The organism is Aeromonas sp. R2-4, assembly GCF_040908365.1.
In the GTDB taxonomy this organism is placed as follows: Bacteria; Pseudomonadota; Gammaproteobacteria; order Enterobacterales; family Aeromonadaceae; genus Aeromonas; species Aeromonas veronii.
The window spans coordinates 41606-56018 of sequence record NZ_JBFODO010000036.1; the positions used below are offsets into that span (position 1 = coordinate 41606).

General features: G+C 60.8%; 12 protein-coding genes. 9 read left to right on the forward strand and 3 right to left on the reverse strand.

Annotation, left to right across the window (positions count from 1 at the left end; all coding sequences use genetic code 11):
• The first annotated feature begins 2 nt into the window (after positions 1–2).
• On the forward strand, positions 3–1535 hold the full coding sequence (gene hutH, locus AB5Z05_RS14370; RefSeq protein ID WP_368152020.1) for a histidine ammonia-lyase: 1533 nt from the start codon (positions 3–5) through the stop codon (positions 1533–1535).
• A gap of 145 nt (positions 1536–1680) precedes the next feature.
• Here the strand turns inward: hutH and AB5Z05_RS14375 are convergent, their stop codons facing one another.
• Together AB5Z05_RS14375 and AB5Z05_RS14380 are read right to left on the reverse strand one after the other, a co-directional pair.
• Positions 1681–2778 carry a calcium:proton antiporter gene (locus AB5Z05_RS14375; protein ID WP_005340008.1) on the reverse strand — a complete coding sequence of 366 codons (1098 nt, stop codon included), beginning with the start codon at positions 2776–2778 and terminating at the stop codon, positions 1681–1683.
• A 310-nt stretch (positions 2779–3088) separates the two neighbouring features.
• Entirely contained in the window at positions 3089–4615 is a 1527-nt protein-coding gene (locus AB5Z05_RS14380) for an EAL domain-containing protein (protein WP_368152022.1), read from the reverse strand.
• A gap of 504 nt (positions 4616–5119) precedes the next feature.
• Here AB5Z05_RS14380 and AB5Z05_RS14385 point away from each other — a divergent pair.
• The gene (locus tag AB5Z05_RS14385; RefSeq protein ID WP_168769962.1) at positions 5120–7048 is read left to right on the forward strand and encodes an EAL domain-containing protein; all 1929 of its coding nucleotides are present in this window, start codon (positions 5120–5122) and stop codon (positions 7046–7048) included.
• Positions 7049–7124: 76 nt separating this feature from the next.
• Here the strand turns inward: AB5Z05_RS14385 and AB5Z05_RS14390 are convergent, their stop codons facing one another.
• Positions 7125–8048 carry a 1-aminocyclopropane-1-carboxylate deaminase/D-cysteine desulfhydrase gene (locus tag AB5Z05_RS14390; RefSeq protein ID WP_368152024.1) on the reverse strand — a complete coding sequence of 308 codons (924 nt, stop codon included), beginning with the start codon at positions 8046–8048 and terminating at the stop codon, positions 7125–7127.
• Positions 8049–8135: 87 nt separating this feature from the next.
• Here AB5Z05_RS14390 and AB5Z05_RS14395 point away from each other — a divergent pair, with 87 nt between their 5' ends.
• From AB5Z05_RS14395 to AB5Z05_RS14425, 7 genes are all read left to right on the forward strand, one after another.
• A complete protein-coding gene (locus AB5Z05_RS14395; RefSeq protein WP_110304179.1) occupies positions 8136–8999 on the forward strand; it encodes an MSHA biogenesis protein MshI in 864 nt (287 codons plus the stop codon).
• A complete protein-coding gene (locus tag AB5Z05_RS14400; RefSeq protein ID WP_110304180.1) occupies positions 8999–9592 on the forward strand; it encodes a PilN domain-containing protein in 594 nt (197 codons plus the stop codon). The genes AB5Z05_RS14395 and AB5Z05_RS14400 overlap by 1 nt, the downstream gene beginning before the upstream one ends.
• Positions 9592–10239 (forward strand): MSHA biogenesis protein MshJ, encoded by a 648-nt coding sequence (locus AB5Z05_RS14405; protein WP_110304181.1) that lies wholly within the window; start codon positions 9592–9594, stop codon positions 10237–10239. The genes AB5Z05_RS14400 and AB5Z05_RS14405 overlap by 1 nt, the downstream gene beginning before the upstream one ends.
• Complete coding sequence (locus AB5Z05_RS14410; RefSeq protein ID WP_005342886.1) at positions 10232–10561, forward strand: MSHA biogenesis protein MshK; 330 nt, start codon at positions 10232–10234, stop codon at positions 10559–10561. Before AB5Z05_RS14405 ends, AB5Z05_RS14410 begins: the two co-directional genes overlap by 8 nt.
• A gap of 70 nt (positions 10562–10631) precedes the next feature.
• Positions 10632–12305: a pilus (MSHA type) biogenesis protein MshL gene (gene mshL, locus AB5Z05_RS14415; RefSeq protein WP_110304182.1), complete on the forward strand. Its 1674-nt coding sequence runs from the start codon at positions 10632–10634 to the stop codon at positions 12303–12305.
• 92 nt (positions 12306–12397) lie between these two features.
• Positions 12398–13288, forward strand: coding sequence for an MSHA fimbrial biogenesis protein MshM (gene mshM, locus AB5Z05_RS14420; RefSeq protein WP_110304183.1), 891 nt, complete (start codon positions 12398–12400; stop codon positions 13286–13288).
• Positions 13285–14379 carry a tetratricopeptide repeat protein gene (locus tag AB5Z05_RS14425; RefSeq protein WP_368152027.1) on the forward strand — a complete coding sequence of 365 codons (1095 nt, stop codon included), beginning with the start codon at positions 13285–13287 and terminating at the stop codon, positions 14377–14379. The genes mshM and AB5Z05_RS14425 overlap by 4 nt, the downstream gene beginning before the upstream one ends.
• Positions 14380–14413 lie beyond the last annotated feature (34 nt).

A 14413-nucleotide genomic window follows, 5' to 3' on the forward strand; every position in this document is an offset into this window, starting at 1 on the left:
CCATGTTTGAATTGACTATTACTCCGGGCGAGCTGGATCTTGCCACCCTGCGCCGCGTCAGCCGCGAGCCGGTACATGTTTCACTGGATCCGGCCGCGCTGCCGGGGATCCACGCCTCAGCTGCTGTGGTTACCAAGGTGATCGAGCAGAACCGGGTGGTGTATGGCATCAACACCGGCTTTGGCCTGTTGGCCAACACCCGTATTCCGGTGGAGCAGCTGGACGAGCTGCAGCGCTCCATCGTGCTTTCCCACGCGGCAGGGATTGGAGAGTACATGGATGACGCTACCGTGCGGCTGATGATGGTGCTCAAGCTCAACTCGCTGGCGCGGGGCTTCTCCGGCATCCGGCTGACGGTGCTTGAGGCCTTGATGACCCTCATCAACGCCGAAGTCTATCCGGTGGTGCCGAAGAAGGGATCCGTCGGTGCCTCCGGCGATCTGGCGCCGCTGGCTCATATGAGCTGCCTGCTGATCGGGGAGGGCAAGGCTCGCCACAAGGGCGAGCTGATCGACGCCGCCATGGCGCTGAAAATTGCCGGGCTCGAGCCCATCGCACTGGCGCCCAAAGAAGGATTGGCGCTGCTTAACGGCACTCAGGCCAGCACCGCCTTTGCGCTGGAAGGCTTGTTCCATGCCGAGGATCTCTACGTCGGTGCTATCACCATAGGTGCCATGAGCGTTGAAGCGGCGCTCGGCAGTCGTCGCCCGTTCGATGCTCGCATTCACGCGGTACGCGGTCAGCGTGGCCAGATTGACGCGGCCGCCTGTTATCGCCACCTGCTGGTGGATGGCAGCGAGATCGGCATGTCCCATCACAACTGCGAGAAGGTACAGGATCCCTACTCATTGCGCTGCCAGCCGCAGGTGATGGGTGCCTGCCTGACCCAGATCCGCCACGCCGCCGAGGTGTTGGTGTGCGAGGCCAACGCGGTCTCCGACAACCCGCTGGTGTTTGCCGATGACGAGGAGATCCTCTCCGGTGGCAACTTCCACGCAGAACCCGTGGCCTTCGCCGCCGACAATCTGGCGCTGGCCATCGCCGAGATCGGTTCCCTCTCCGAGCGGCGGATGGCGCTGTTGATCGACTCGCGGATGTCCGGTCTGCCGGCGTTTCTGGTCAACAACGGCGGGGTCAACTCCGGCTTTATGATCGCTCAGGTCACTTCGGCGGCGCTCGCCTCCGAGAACAAGACCCTGGCCCATCCCGCCTCGGTGGATAGTCTGCCCACTTCCGCCAATCAGGAGGATCACGTCTCCATGGCGACCTTCGCTGGCCGCCGGCTTGCCGATATGGCCGAGAACACCCGTGGCATTCTGGCTGTCGAACTGCTGGCTGCGGCGCAAGGGCTCGATTTCCGCGCGCCGCTGCGCAGTACCGAGCTGATCGAGCTGGCCAAGGGACGACTGCGGGCAGAGGTGAGCTTCTACGACAAAGACAGGTACTTCGCGCCGGATATCGAAGCGGCCGCCGCTCTGCTGGGCCGTGCCTGCTACAACGATCTGATCCCGGCCGGGGTGCTGCCCAGCCTGTAAGCCTTGCTCCCCCTTCTCTCCCGGCGGGAGAAGGGTTGAGGATGAGGGGGAAGCCGCTTCACTGGCGCCGGTGAGATCCGGGAGCAGATAACAAAAGACCGCCCAATCGGGCGGTCTTTGCGTGTCTGACGTTGGTTGAACGCAGTTATTCGTGCTCGAACATCAGGAACAGATAGACCACGAACAACACCAGATGGGTCGCACCATGGAGCACATTGGTGCGGCCGCTGCTGAAGGTCACCTTGCACACCATCAGGGTCGTGACAAGCAGCACCATATCGGCGGGGGAGAGGCCGAGGCGCACCTCCTGATCCAGCATGGAGCCGATAAAGAGCACGGCAGGCACGGTGAGGGCGATGGTGGCCAGCACAGAGCCGAAGTAGAGGTTCATTGCCCGCTGCAGCTGGTTGTTGAAGGCGGCCTTGATGGCGCCGACTGCTTCGGGGGCCAGCACGATGCAGGCCACGATAAAGCCGCCCAGTGCGGCGGGCGCGTCCATGACATGCACCCCGTAGTTGATGGGGATGGCCAGGGTCTTGGCCAGCAGGATTACCACCAGCAGGTAGGCGAGCAGCAGGATGGTGTGATAGACGTTGCTCTGCAGCGGGCCGTGGTGCTCCTCGTAATCCTCGTGATCGCTGTCGACGAAGAAGTGGCTGTGGCTGCGGGTCTGGATCAGCAGAAAGACCCCGTAGAGCAGGATCGAGATGATGATCAGCATCCATGACATGGCGCGCGACATACTGCCGATTGCACCGCCCTCGGTGAAGTTGGGCAGTACCAGACAGAGCAGGGCCAGCGGGATGATGGCCACCAGATAGGATTTCACCCCGTCCAGATTGAAGCTCTGGGTGTGGTAGCGCCAGCCGCCAAACAGCAGGGTGAAGCCCACCAGACCGGTACTCACCAGCATCACTACCGCAAACATGGTATCGCGGGCCATGGTGGGGTTGGGCTCGCCGGTCAGCATCACCGAGGAGATCATCACCACCTCCAGTGAGATGACCGAGAGGGTGAGGATCAGGGTGCCGAAGGGCTCGCCCAGCTTGATGGCGAGGGCATCGGAGTGGCGCACCACCGAGAAGATGGCCCAGGTGACGATGGCCAGTAGTGCCGCCGAAACCGGAAGATAGATCCCGAGCGGAGTTGTCTCTGTCAGCAGGTCACTGCCGAGCGTCTTGAAAAAGAGCAGGGTCAGCAGGCCAACGGGCAGGGCAATCTCTTGCCGGATAACTGTCTTCATAGGCAATGGTTCTCTATTGGGGGTCTTGACGACCGGATGACATAAACAGGCTGCTCGGTTATCGGTTGCGCAATAACCGGCTCCTTATGATAAAGGTTGTTATCCCCGTCAGTGCAGATCATTTTGTTGCTGAATGTAAATAAGGGGTGGCAGGAGCCGCTTCGATTTCACCATGGAGCCGGACCTGGGTCTGCAGGGGGATTTACCCGCCTGATGGCCGGGCTGGGTTACGGCGCTACCGCCAGCATCAACCTGATGATGTCGAGCCGCTGGCCAAACCGTTTCGCGGCCAAATCCTGCCAGATCTGCGTTAGCTGGCCTTCTGGTGTTGCAACTGCCACTCCCGTTGCCAGTGGGTCAGTATCTTCAGCGGCATGGGTTTGCCGAAGAAGTAGCCCTGGATCAGATAGACGCCGTGCTGGCTCAGATAGTCGACCTGCAGCTGGCTCTCGACCCCTTCGGCGATCATCTCCATGCCCGATTCCCGACCGAAGACGATGATGGCATCCAGTACGCTGCGCTTGAGGTCGTTGGTGCCTATGGTATCGACGAACATCTTGTCGATCTTGATCTGACGGATCCCCAGGCTCTGCAGGTAGGCAAAGCCGCCGTAGCCGGTACCAAAATCATCCAGCTTGAAGTGATACCCCATCTGTTGCAGCAGGGTGATCTCCTCGGTGGCCGCCTTGATGTCGAGGATCGGTTTGCGCTCCGTTAGCTCGAAGGTGAGCCGGGCGGGTGAGGGGTTTTGGCTGTGAGCGAGCAGGGTGCGCAGCAGGGGCTGCTCGATATGGGCCGCCACCAGATTGACGCTGACCCACTGCTCTGGCGCCAGCTGCGGCAGGTCGGTGATCACCTGCTCCAGCAACTGTTCGGTCATCGGCAGGATCAGCCCCTGCTCCTCTGCATATTCGATAAAGGTGCCCGGAGGGATCAGCTCGTTTCCCCGCTGCCAGCGCAGCAGCGCCTCGAATCCCACCACTTGGTGGGTACGGGCATCCACTATCGGCTGGTAGAGGGGGATAAATTCCTTGCGGATCAACCCTGTTTGCAGCAGTCCCTTGAGGGAACGCCGATAGCTGCGCAGCAGCCAGTATGTGACGCTTAACAGGGCGCCGAGCGCGATTCCGAACCAGAGACCGTAGTGATTGAGTTGGTCATGGGCATATTGCTCCAGCGCTTTTCCCGCCCAGACCGTCTGTTTGGTGAGTTCATTGGGATCGAAGAAACTGAGGCTGATATTGCTCTCTTCCTGTTTGATCTCCTGGTCGCCACGGGGAAAGTGGACTGTGCTTGCATCGGTATCCTGTCGGCTGAACTCCAGATAGAAGCAGTGGCTACACGGGTGTTGCAGCAGGTCGTGGCTCCAGCTGTTATCCAGCACCCAGTAGGCGAGGTTGTCGCCGGATCGGTAAAAGGCCACCAGCTCCTGTTCGGTATTGTATTTGGCCACTGTAGCGGTGATCCCCAGTTTGCCGAACTTCTGCCCGCTGTTCTGGAGCTCTTTGATCAGCGGGATCTCCACCCCCAGGCTGGAGCAGCTGTTGCCGGAAGCGAGCTCCAACCCTTGCAGGCGGATATGAGCGCTGTAGAAGCGCGGATCGCGCAGCAGCTCCATGTCTTTGGCGCCGCAGTTGAACTCAAATTGTGCCAGTTGTTTGTTGATGGCGGCATCCAGCTCTCGGTGGCGTACTGCCATGGCTCCCTTGAGCTCGGCAACCTTCTCTTCCAGCAGATGAAAGGCCATCGGCTTGGCAAACCACAGGCCGAGAAACTGGCTGCCCACGACAGGCAGGACGAACAGCAACAGAGCGATCCAGACGGGTGATTTACGCAAAGGAAGTACCTGCCAGTTTCATGAGACACAAATGGACTTAGCCATCATAGAGCATTAGTGCAATCAATTTGAGTCCGAGTTGTCACACTTGTTGATTGATTTTTTAACTTCATGATTTTAAATGTGTTTATTATTAACTTTGGCTAGATTCAATCGCTGACCTGTCATAAATGACAATTGCTCAGCTTATCCGAACTGCATTAGAGTAGCCCTGCGGTTTGACTCACCGTGTGTTCAATACTCCTGTATCTGTTTTTTGTCAGTAGCACAGAGTGTTAGTTTTGATATGAGTGTTCCTTTTGGTCCCCTTTGAGGGACCATTTTTCTGTCTGTCATCCCGCCCTTTCCCGCGTCTGTAGCCCGTCATCCTTGGTAATCTCCCTCTGCTTTGGGTTATGCTTGCCCGCTTAAATTGCAGAAGCGGGATCTTCATCCATAGCTGTGGCCCGATCGCCGCTGCTACCATGAGGCGACATGGATGATGCTGGGCATACGGAAAGGCGCATGAAACTCACTACACAGCTTGTCTCATTTATCACCCTTTGCGTGATCGCAGCCATGGCGACCGTGCTGATTGGCGGGGTGTTCAGCTTTCGCGAGCTGGGCATGGAGTTGCAGCAAAAGAAGGTCGATGCACTGGTCGAGGTGATCGACAAGCAGCTCGATGTTGCTCACGACATGGAAGATATGAGCCACTGGCTGCCTACCCTGCTGCGGGCTGCCCATGTGGTAGAGCTGGAGGTGCGCCAGAATAACCAGCGGGTCTACTGGTTCCGCGATGTGCGCAATCCGGTCGACGAGCAGCTGCTGGTGCCATACAGCCACCCGCTGCCCCATCAGGCCGGCATGCAGGCCAACTTCAAACTGGAGCGCCCCTTCAAGGAGGCGGAATACTCCATCAAGGCGATGTCCGGCATCTCGCTGGGCATTTTTATCGTGGTGTTCGGTCTCTGGTACTCCATCCGCTGGCTACGCCAGCAGCTGCGCGGGGCCGAGCTGCTGGGCATTCGCGCCCAGCTGATCCTCGATGACAAACTCTCCAAACTGAGTCATGACCCCGCCGAAGAGTGGCCGGTGGCCGCCAGTCAGGCCCTCGATCATCTGCTCGCCGAGCTGGCTGATGCCCGCAAGGAGCGCAGCCGCTTCGACAACTTTATTCGTAGCAACGCCTTTGTCGACAAGATGACCGGCATCGGCAACCGGCTGTTTTTCGACAACCGGCTGGAGAGCGCCATCATGGAGGCGAGCGTGATGAGCGGTGGTGTGCTGCTGATCGATCTCGCCTGTCTGGAGGAGCTGGAGGCCGATCAGTTCGAGTTGCTGGGGCATGATTTGATGATGGAGGCGAGCGCCACCATAGGTGCCTTCGTGCGAAAACACAACGGCGCCCTGCAGGCCCGCTACGCCGGTCAGGTTTTTGCGGTGTTGCTGCCCAATATGTCCGAGAGCGAGATGGTGGATAGCGCCAGCCAGCTGCTCAAGAGCCTGCAACGGTTGCATTGGCCGCAGGAGGTCAACCCGGAGACGGCGGTCTATCTCGGCGCCGTCTGTTATCAGGCACAAGACAGCCTGCTCAAGGTGCAGGAGGAGGCGGAGCTGGCCCTCAAGAGCGCCCGTCTGCAAGGGCACAACGGCTGGTTCCTCTACGAGAAGCAGCTGGATGAGGAGCAGAGCAGCAAGGGCACGGTACGCTGGCGTACCCTGATCAGCCGCCGTCTCGAAGAGCACGGCATCGAATTTTACACCCAGCCGATCCAGCAGGATCGGGGGCAGGTGGTGTTGCAGCAGGAGTTGCTCACCTATCTGCACGACGAGCAGGGGCGGGCTTTGCAGGCGGGGATCTTCATGCCGATGGCGGAGAAGGTGGGCTTGTTGCTGCAACTGGATCGGCTGGTGGCGGAGCAGACCCTAGCCCTGCTGCGCCAGCGCTCCGAGCAGAGCTGCCCCATCAGCCTGACCCTCAGTGCCCAGAGCCTGCTCAACCGCGAGTTCCAACGCTGGCTCTTCTTCGCCCTGTTCCAGCTGCCGCGCAGCACCAACGAGCGGTTGATCCTGCAACTCTCGGAATCCCAGGTGACCCGCCACTTCGAGGCGCTCAAGCGGCCGCTGCGCTCTTTGCGGATGCTGGGTTGCCAGCTGGCCATTGATCATGCCGGTCAGGATGTGGTGAGCACCCAGTACATCAAGGAGTTCGAGATCAACTTCCTCAAGCTACACCCCAGCCTGGTACGGGAAATCCATGCCCGTCAGGTCAACCAGATGGCGGTACGCAGTCTGGTGGGGGGCTGCGCCAATACCCGCACCCGGGTGCTGGCAGTGGGGGTGGAGAGTGGCGACGAGTGGAAGATGCTGCGCCACCTCGGGGTGCATGCCGGGCAGGGGCCCTGGTTTGCCGAGCCCCAGCGTCTGGTGCTGGAATCGGCTGGTGATTGAGATAAACGAGAGAGGGTCGCCTTGGGGCGACCCTCTGTTGTTTGCGATGCTGTTTGCGGTTGCCGTAAGGCAGGGATCACAGTCGCCCCTGCTCCCGCAGCCCGGCGAGCCCTTGCATGCCGCCAGTGTGGATAAAGACGATTTTGCTGCCGGGGGCGATACGGCCTGCCGCCAGCTCGCGAAACAGTCCCCACATTGCCTTGCCGCTATAGATAGGCTCAAGGGGCAGATCGGTCGTGGCGCTGAAATCCTGTACCCACTGCCAGAGGGCCGGGCTGAATTTGGCATAGCCACCATCGTGGTGATCGAGCGCGATGCGCCAGCCGGGGATATTGGCAGCCGCAGGATGGAGGCGACACACCTCGTCAGCGATAAAGCTGCCTCCTTTCAGTACCGCAATGGCGAGGATCTGCTCCCGATCCCGTTTGCCGGCGATCAGGCCCGCCAGAGTGCCGCCGCTGGCGCAGGGCAGTACCCAGAGATCCGGCGAGAAGGGCACTTCGCCGACCAGTTCCGCCACGCCGGGGATGGCCAGCGGGCTGCTACCCCCTTCCGGCACGATCAGGGTATCGGGGGCATCGAATTGGGCCAGCCAGTCGGGATCCTGCCGTCGCCGGTAACTCTGGCGGTCGACAAAAACGAGAGCCATGCCCCAGCGCAGGGCATCCCGCAGGGTAGAGTTACTGACGGCGTCATATTCGCCCCGTATGATACCGGTAGTACGAAGACCAGATTGGCACCCCGCTGCCGCCAGCGCGTGGATATGATTGGAGTAGGCGCCGCCAAACGAGAGCAGGTGCCGTTTGCCGTGCTCTTTGGCATGCTGCAGGTGGTACTTGAGCTTGCGCCACTTGTTGCCGGAGATGGCCGGATGGATCAGATCATCCCGCTTGCACCACAGCTCGACGCCATAGCGGGTCAGCAACGGATGGTGGAGGCGTTGCAGGGGGGAAGGGAGGATGGCTTGACCCTCTGACTCGGCGGAAAGGATGGCTTGCAATGGTGAGTCCGTCTTTTAATCTGGAGGCTAATCTGCTGTTTATGTTAATATTTCATACATTTAATCACTATTGATGGGCGGGCTTACATGAAACAACTGTTCAGACGGTCGACGCCAAGCCGCCAGGTCGGGCTCTTGCTGGCCAATGACAGGATCATGCTGGCTGCGGTGGGCAATCCCCCCGTCTTCGCGACGCGCACCATCAACGGCCCACAGGAGTGGGCTGTGGCCATGAACGAGCTGTTCAGCCGTCATGGGCTGGCCAAGTCTACGGTGCGGGTGGCCCTCGCCGCCAGCCTTTATCAACAGATCCAGATCGACAAGCCTGCCGTGCCTGACGCCGAGATGGCGGGGGCGCTCCCCTGGGCCATCAAGGATTATGTCAGCGAACCCGTGCTGCAACTGGCGATGGATTATGTGGACTTGCCCACCCCGCCTGCCGGTCGCCCGCGCATCAATGTGATCTGCTTGCCCAAGAGCCGGGTGCAGCAGCTGGCCGATGCCATCAACGGCATCGCGACCCTGCAATCCATCATCAGCGACGAATTGGCGCTCACCTCTCTCTACGATGCTGACGAGACGGTGCGCATGCTGCTGTGGCAGCCCAAGGGGCACGATCTGCAACTGCTGGTCTTCCATCAGGGCGGGCTCTGCTTCTCCCGCCAGCTGCGCGGTTTCACCAGCCTGACTGGCGAACATGAGCCGGACAGTATGCTGCTCGATTCACTGGCGCTGGAGATCCAGCGCTCCCTCGACTATCTGGCGGGCCAGCTGAAATTGCCCGAGCTGGGGCAGATGCAGTTTGCCGTCGCCTCGCCCTTTATCGGTACCCTGGTGCGCCACATGGAGCAGACCTTCGGCTTTGCCGTCTCCGCCATGGCCAACAAGGCGGTCCTGGCCGGCGTCGAATACCTCTCGGCCTACGCCGCCGCCATCGGGGAGGATGCGTGATGAAACGTCAGATAAACCTCTATGGCGCCGAGTTTCGCCCCAAGCGGCAGTGGGCCAGCCTCAATCAGATGGCGCTGGTATGGGGCTTTGCGCTGCTGCTGACCCTGTTGACGGGTGTCGGTTACAGCTGGCAGCAGCAGCAGGTCAGCCGGGCGCTGGCGCAGCGCTCTGCCGAGCTGGAACTCAAGCGCAGCGAGGCGCAGCGGCTCGATGCCGAGCTGGCGCGCCATCAGGCAGATCCCCGGCTGCAACAGCAACTGGTCAACAAGCAGGATGAGCTGACGGCCAAGCAGGGGCTGATGCGCCAGCTGGGCAGCCTGACCCTGCAAAAATCCCAAGGCTATGCCAGCGTGATGGCGGATCTCTCCCGCATACGCAGCAGCAACCTGTCGTTGCAGCGCATCGAGATCAACGAAGGGCGGATCAACCTCTCCGGCTTTGCTGGACGCAGTCAGGATGTACCGGCCTGGGTCAATCGCTTCAAGCAGACCCCGAGTCTGGTGGGCAAGGAGTTTGGTGAACTGACCCTTGGCCGTGACAAGGAGGGCCGTCTGACCTTCCAGTTGAGCGGCATTGTGCGGGAGAAACCCTGATGAACCTGAAAGCACAATGGCAGGCATGGGGCCAGCGTATCGCCGTGTTGAGCCAGCGGGAGCGGGTGTTGATCCTGCTGACCGGCCTGGTAGTGCTGGGGGCTGCCGGAATTTACGGCTGGCTCGATGGCGCCGATACCCGCCTGCAGCAGGATCGCATGGCCCTGAGCGCCGCCGAGCGCGACCTCGAGATCATGGAGCTGGAAAACCTCGGCAAACAGGCCCGGCTCAAGCGGGATCCCAATCAGGGAGTTCGCGACCAGCTGGCGCAAGTCGAGGCGGATCTGGCCCGGATCGACGATGAGCTGAAGGCCCAGACCGTTGATCTGATCCCGGCGCACGAGATGCCGCTGGTGCTGGAGGCGCTGCTCTCCCGCTCCGCCAATCTCCATATGCTGGCCCTCAGTTCGCTGGAGCCTACCCCGCTGATGGCGGGGGAGCAGAAGGTCAATCTCTACAAGCATGGTATCCGGCTTCAGCTTGAAGGCGGCTATTTCGATGTGTATCAATATCTTAAAGCGCTGGAAGCCTTGCCGCGACACTTTTACTGGAAGCAGTTCGACTATCAGGTCAAAGCCTATCCCGGCGCGGTGGTGGAGATGGAGATCTACACCCTGAGTACCAGCAAGGAGTTTATCCGTGGCTAGAGTGTTTGCGTTGTGCTGTTGCCTGTTCAGCTTGCTGGTACAGGCGGAGCAGGTCGAGGTATTGCAGGATCCCACCGCGCCGCTGGCTGATGTGGCGGTTGGCGCCCGTGCGACCGGCGAGAGCAGTGCCGGTTTGCCGAAGCTGCAGAGTGTCGTCTTGGGCAATGGCCCGGCACTGGCGGTACTCAATGGCAAGAGTTATCGGGTCGGGCAACAGGTGGACGGCTATACGCTGGTGGCCATCAATGCCGATGCCGTGGTGCTGGAAAAGGCGGGAAAACGCCATGCGGTAACACTGTTTGCCAGCAAGATCCGGGTTTGAGTCGTGCTTGCCTCTCGAGAGGTGAATCGGCTTTATCGAGTTTAATTGCAAGTCAGGGTGCCCTAATTACATGAAAAAACACCGTCTCTGTCTGATCACCGTGGCCATGATGGCTGCAGGCTGTACCACGTATCAGCACCCCGAGCCGACCCAGGCGAAGGATGCCCTCAAACAGGCCATGAACGAACAGCAGAAACAGGCTGCCCCTCTGACCGCGTTGCCCAAATCGGTGCAAAGTGAATTGCTGCAGCTGAACCGGCCGCAGATGCCGGTCGGCATGCCGGAGAAGCGGCTGCGTATCGCGGCTCACGACGTGGAGGCGGTGGAGTTTTTCGGTTCCCTGTTCAAGGGCTCCCGCTACAGCGTGGCGGTTCACCCCGGGGTGGCCGGGCTGGTCTCCGTCGAGCTCAAGGATGTGACTCTGCCGGAGGTGCTGGCGGTGGTGGGCGATATGTACGGCTTCGACGTGCAGCGCAAGGGCAATGTCTTCCATATCTATCCGGCGGGTCTGCGTACTGAAACCATCCCGGTCAACTATCTGATGATGTCCCGTCGTGGCCTCTCCCGCACCTCGGTCAGCACAGGCGGGGTGACGGCCAATGACAGCAATAACAGCAGCGACAGCAGTTTTGACAGTGCATCGAACAACAACAGCGGCAGCAACAGCTCAACCAGCAGCAACTCGAGCGGTGACAACAACAACGGCACCCGTATCGAAACCGACACCAACAGCGACTACTGGACTGATCTGCGCGACTCCCTGCAGACCCTGATTGGCACGGGTGACGGTCGCGCCGTGATCACCAGCCCGCAGGCAGGTCTGGTCACCATTCGCGCCTACCCGAAAGAGCTCAAGGCGGTGCGTGAATTCCTGACCCAGTCCGAGAGTCACCTCAAGCGGCAGGTGGTGCTGGAGGCTCGGATCATCGAAGTTGCCCTCAACGAAGGGTATGAGCAGGGGGTGGACTGGAGCGGTCTCTCCGCCAGCTGGGATGGCAACAAGGGGATTACCGGTGGCCAGTCGTTGGCCAATACCCAGTTGCCTTCCACTCCCAACCAGATCTTCAGTGCGCTGGGCGGCGGCGCCGGTTTCAAGATCTCTGATGGCAACTTCAATGTGGCGGTCAACCTGCTCAAGACCCAGGGCGATGTGAATACCCTATCCAGTCCCCGTGTCACCGCGACCAACAACCAGAAGGCGGTGATCAAGGTGGGGACGGACGAGTATTACGTCACCAATGCGTCCACCACCATTACCACTACCTCGACGGGCACAGACAAGACGCCTAACGTGGAGCTGACCCCCTTCTTCTCCGGAATTGCGCTGGACGTAACGCCGCAGATCGATGAAGAGGGCAAGGTGCTGCTGCACATCCATCCCTCGGTTATCGATACCGAAGAGCAAAACAAGGTGATCGACATGGGTACCTCGGGTGGCAAGTTGCAACTGCCGCTCGCCAAGAGCTCGATCCGCGAATCCGATACCGTGGTGCAGGCCAATAACGGTGACATCATCGTTATCGGCGGCCTGATGAAGACCGACAAGCAGGAGATCGTCAGCAAGGTGCCGCTGCTGGGGGATATTCCCTGGGTGGGTGAAGCCTTTACCAACCGCCGCGAGAGCACCAAGAAGGTGGAGCTGGTGATCATGCTCAAACCGACCGTGGTGGAGAAAGATACCTGGCAAAACGAGCTGCAACGCTCCTCCGAGCTGCTCGACAAATGGTATCCGGCCAAGGGCTGACCCATGACACCAGATGCGGTCACCCTTATTCCGAACGGCCTGTGCAGTCTTGACTGCACAGGCTGCTTGCTTGCCGTGGCAGGTGAGGTCTCATGTACCTGACCCACTTCGGCCTGCAGGAGGCACCGTTCAGCCTCACTCCCAATACCGGCTTCTACTACGGCTTGCCGCCTCACGAAGAGGCGCTGCAGGTGCTTAACTGGGCGCTGACGCAGGGGGAGGGCTTTATCAAGGTGACCGGCGAGGTGGGTACCGGCAAGACCCTGCTCTGCCGCAAGTTGCTCAGCGAGCTGGGCTCGGAAGCGCGTCCGGTGCGGCTTGCCTGGTTGCCCAATCCCCACCTCACTCCGGCCGAGCTGCGCATCGCGCTGGCGCTGGAGCTGGGGTTGGCGGTACGGGATCAGAGCGAGCTGGATCTGACCGATCGTATCCATCGTCACCTGATCAGCCTGCACCAGCAGGGCAGTCGGGTGGTTGTGCTGATCGACGAGGCGCAAGCGCTGCCGGACGAGACCCTGGAGGCGATCCGCCTGTTCGGCAATCTCGAGACCGAATCGAGCAAGCTGCTGCAGATCGTGCTGTTCGGCCAGCCGGAGCTGGATGCCAGACTGGCCAAGCCGCATCTGCGCCAACTGCGCCAGCGGATTGGCTTCTCCTACTGCCTGCGGCCGCTGCGTTTTGACGAGACCCGTGCCTATCTGGAGCACAGATTGCAGGTCTCCGGTTACCGCGGGGCACCGCTGTTTGCAGGTCGCGCCATGCGCCTGTTGTGGCGCGCATCGCGAGGGATCCCGAGACTTATCAATATCCTGGCGCAGAAGTGCCTGATGCTGGCCTATGGTCAGGGTGTGCGTCAGGTCGATAGCCGTCTGGTCCGGCTTGCCATTCGCGATACCGACGATGCCAGCCGCTTTGCGCCACGGCGCTGGTGGCCCCTGTTACTGTTGCTGGGGTGCGCCCTGGCTTATGGAGTCTGGCCATGAGCGTTATCAACCAGATGCTGAAAGATCTGGACCGGCGCCAGCAAGGTTCCGAAGGTGCTGCCGTCTATATTGCCCCTGCGCGCCAGCAGGGATGGTGGATGTTGCTGCTGACCCTGATCTGCGGTCTGGCACTGGGGATCCTTGGTTGGCGAACCTGGATCTACTGGCAGCAGACCCATACCGTGACGGCTGCCAGCGAAGTGATCGCCCCCGATGCGGTGACTCCCGATGTTGTGGCAAGGGCCGCCGCGCCGGTCAGCCCGCCCGAGCCGGTCGAGGTGGCGGCCGCGCTGCCGTTGCCAAGTCAGGATGAGGTGAATGATGAGGCAGGCGAGAGTGACTCGGATGGCATGGCCGACGGTGCGCCCTTTGATGCCTCCAGCGATGTTGACGAGACGGAGCCGACCGATGAAGAGCTGCAGCCCGAGCTTTACGCCGAACTGGCGGCAGAGCAGCAGGCAGTCGCCAGCGTGCCGCGCAAACCGAGCGTATTGAAGATCGAGACGGTGGAGCTGTCGGCCAAGGAGCTGGCGGCACTGGCGGAGCGCAAGGCGACTACCGCCATGGCCAAGGGAAGCCTGCGGGATGCGCAGGACAACTACTATCAGGTGCTGGCCCACGATCCCTACAATCAGGGGGCGCGCGAGCAGCTGGCGGGGCTGCTCTACGGCGAGGGCCGTCTGACCGAGGCGCGTCAGCTGCTGGAAGAGGGGATCCGACTCGATCCCCAACAGGCCGATTTTCGTCTGCTGCTGGCCCGCCTTGCCATCAGCGAGGGGCAACAGCAGCAGGCGCTTGGCTGGTTGTCCGGTTATCAGCCGGATCTCGCCAGCAACATGGACTATTACGCGACCTGGGCCGGGCTGACTCAGGAGCTGGGCCAGAATGCCGATGCGGCGGCGCTCTATGTGAAGCTGCTGCGTCAGCAGCCGGATCAGGGCCGCTGGTGGCTTGGCCTCGGCGTGGCCGAGGATGGTCAGGGCCACAGCCAGCGGGCGCTCGATGCCTATCGCAACGCCTTGCTGCACGGCAACCTCGGCGAGGCATCGACCAACTGGCTGGAACAACGAATTGGCCAACTAACCCCTTGATAAACAGCAGGTTCGATTAGCGAAGCGGAATCGG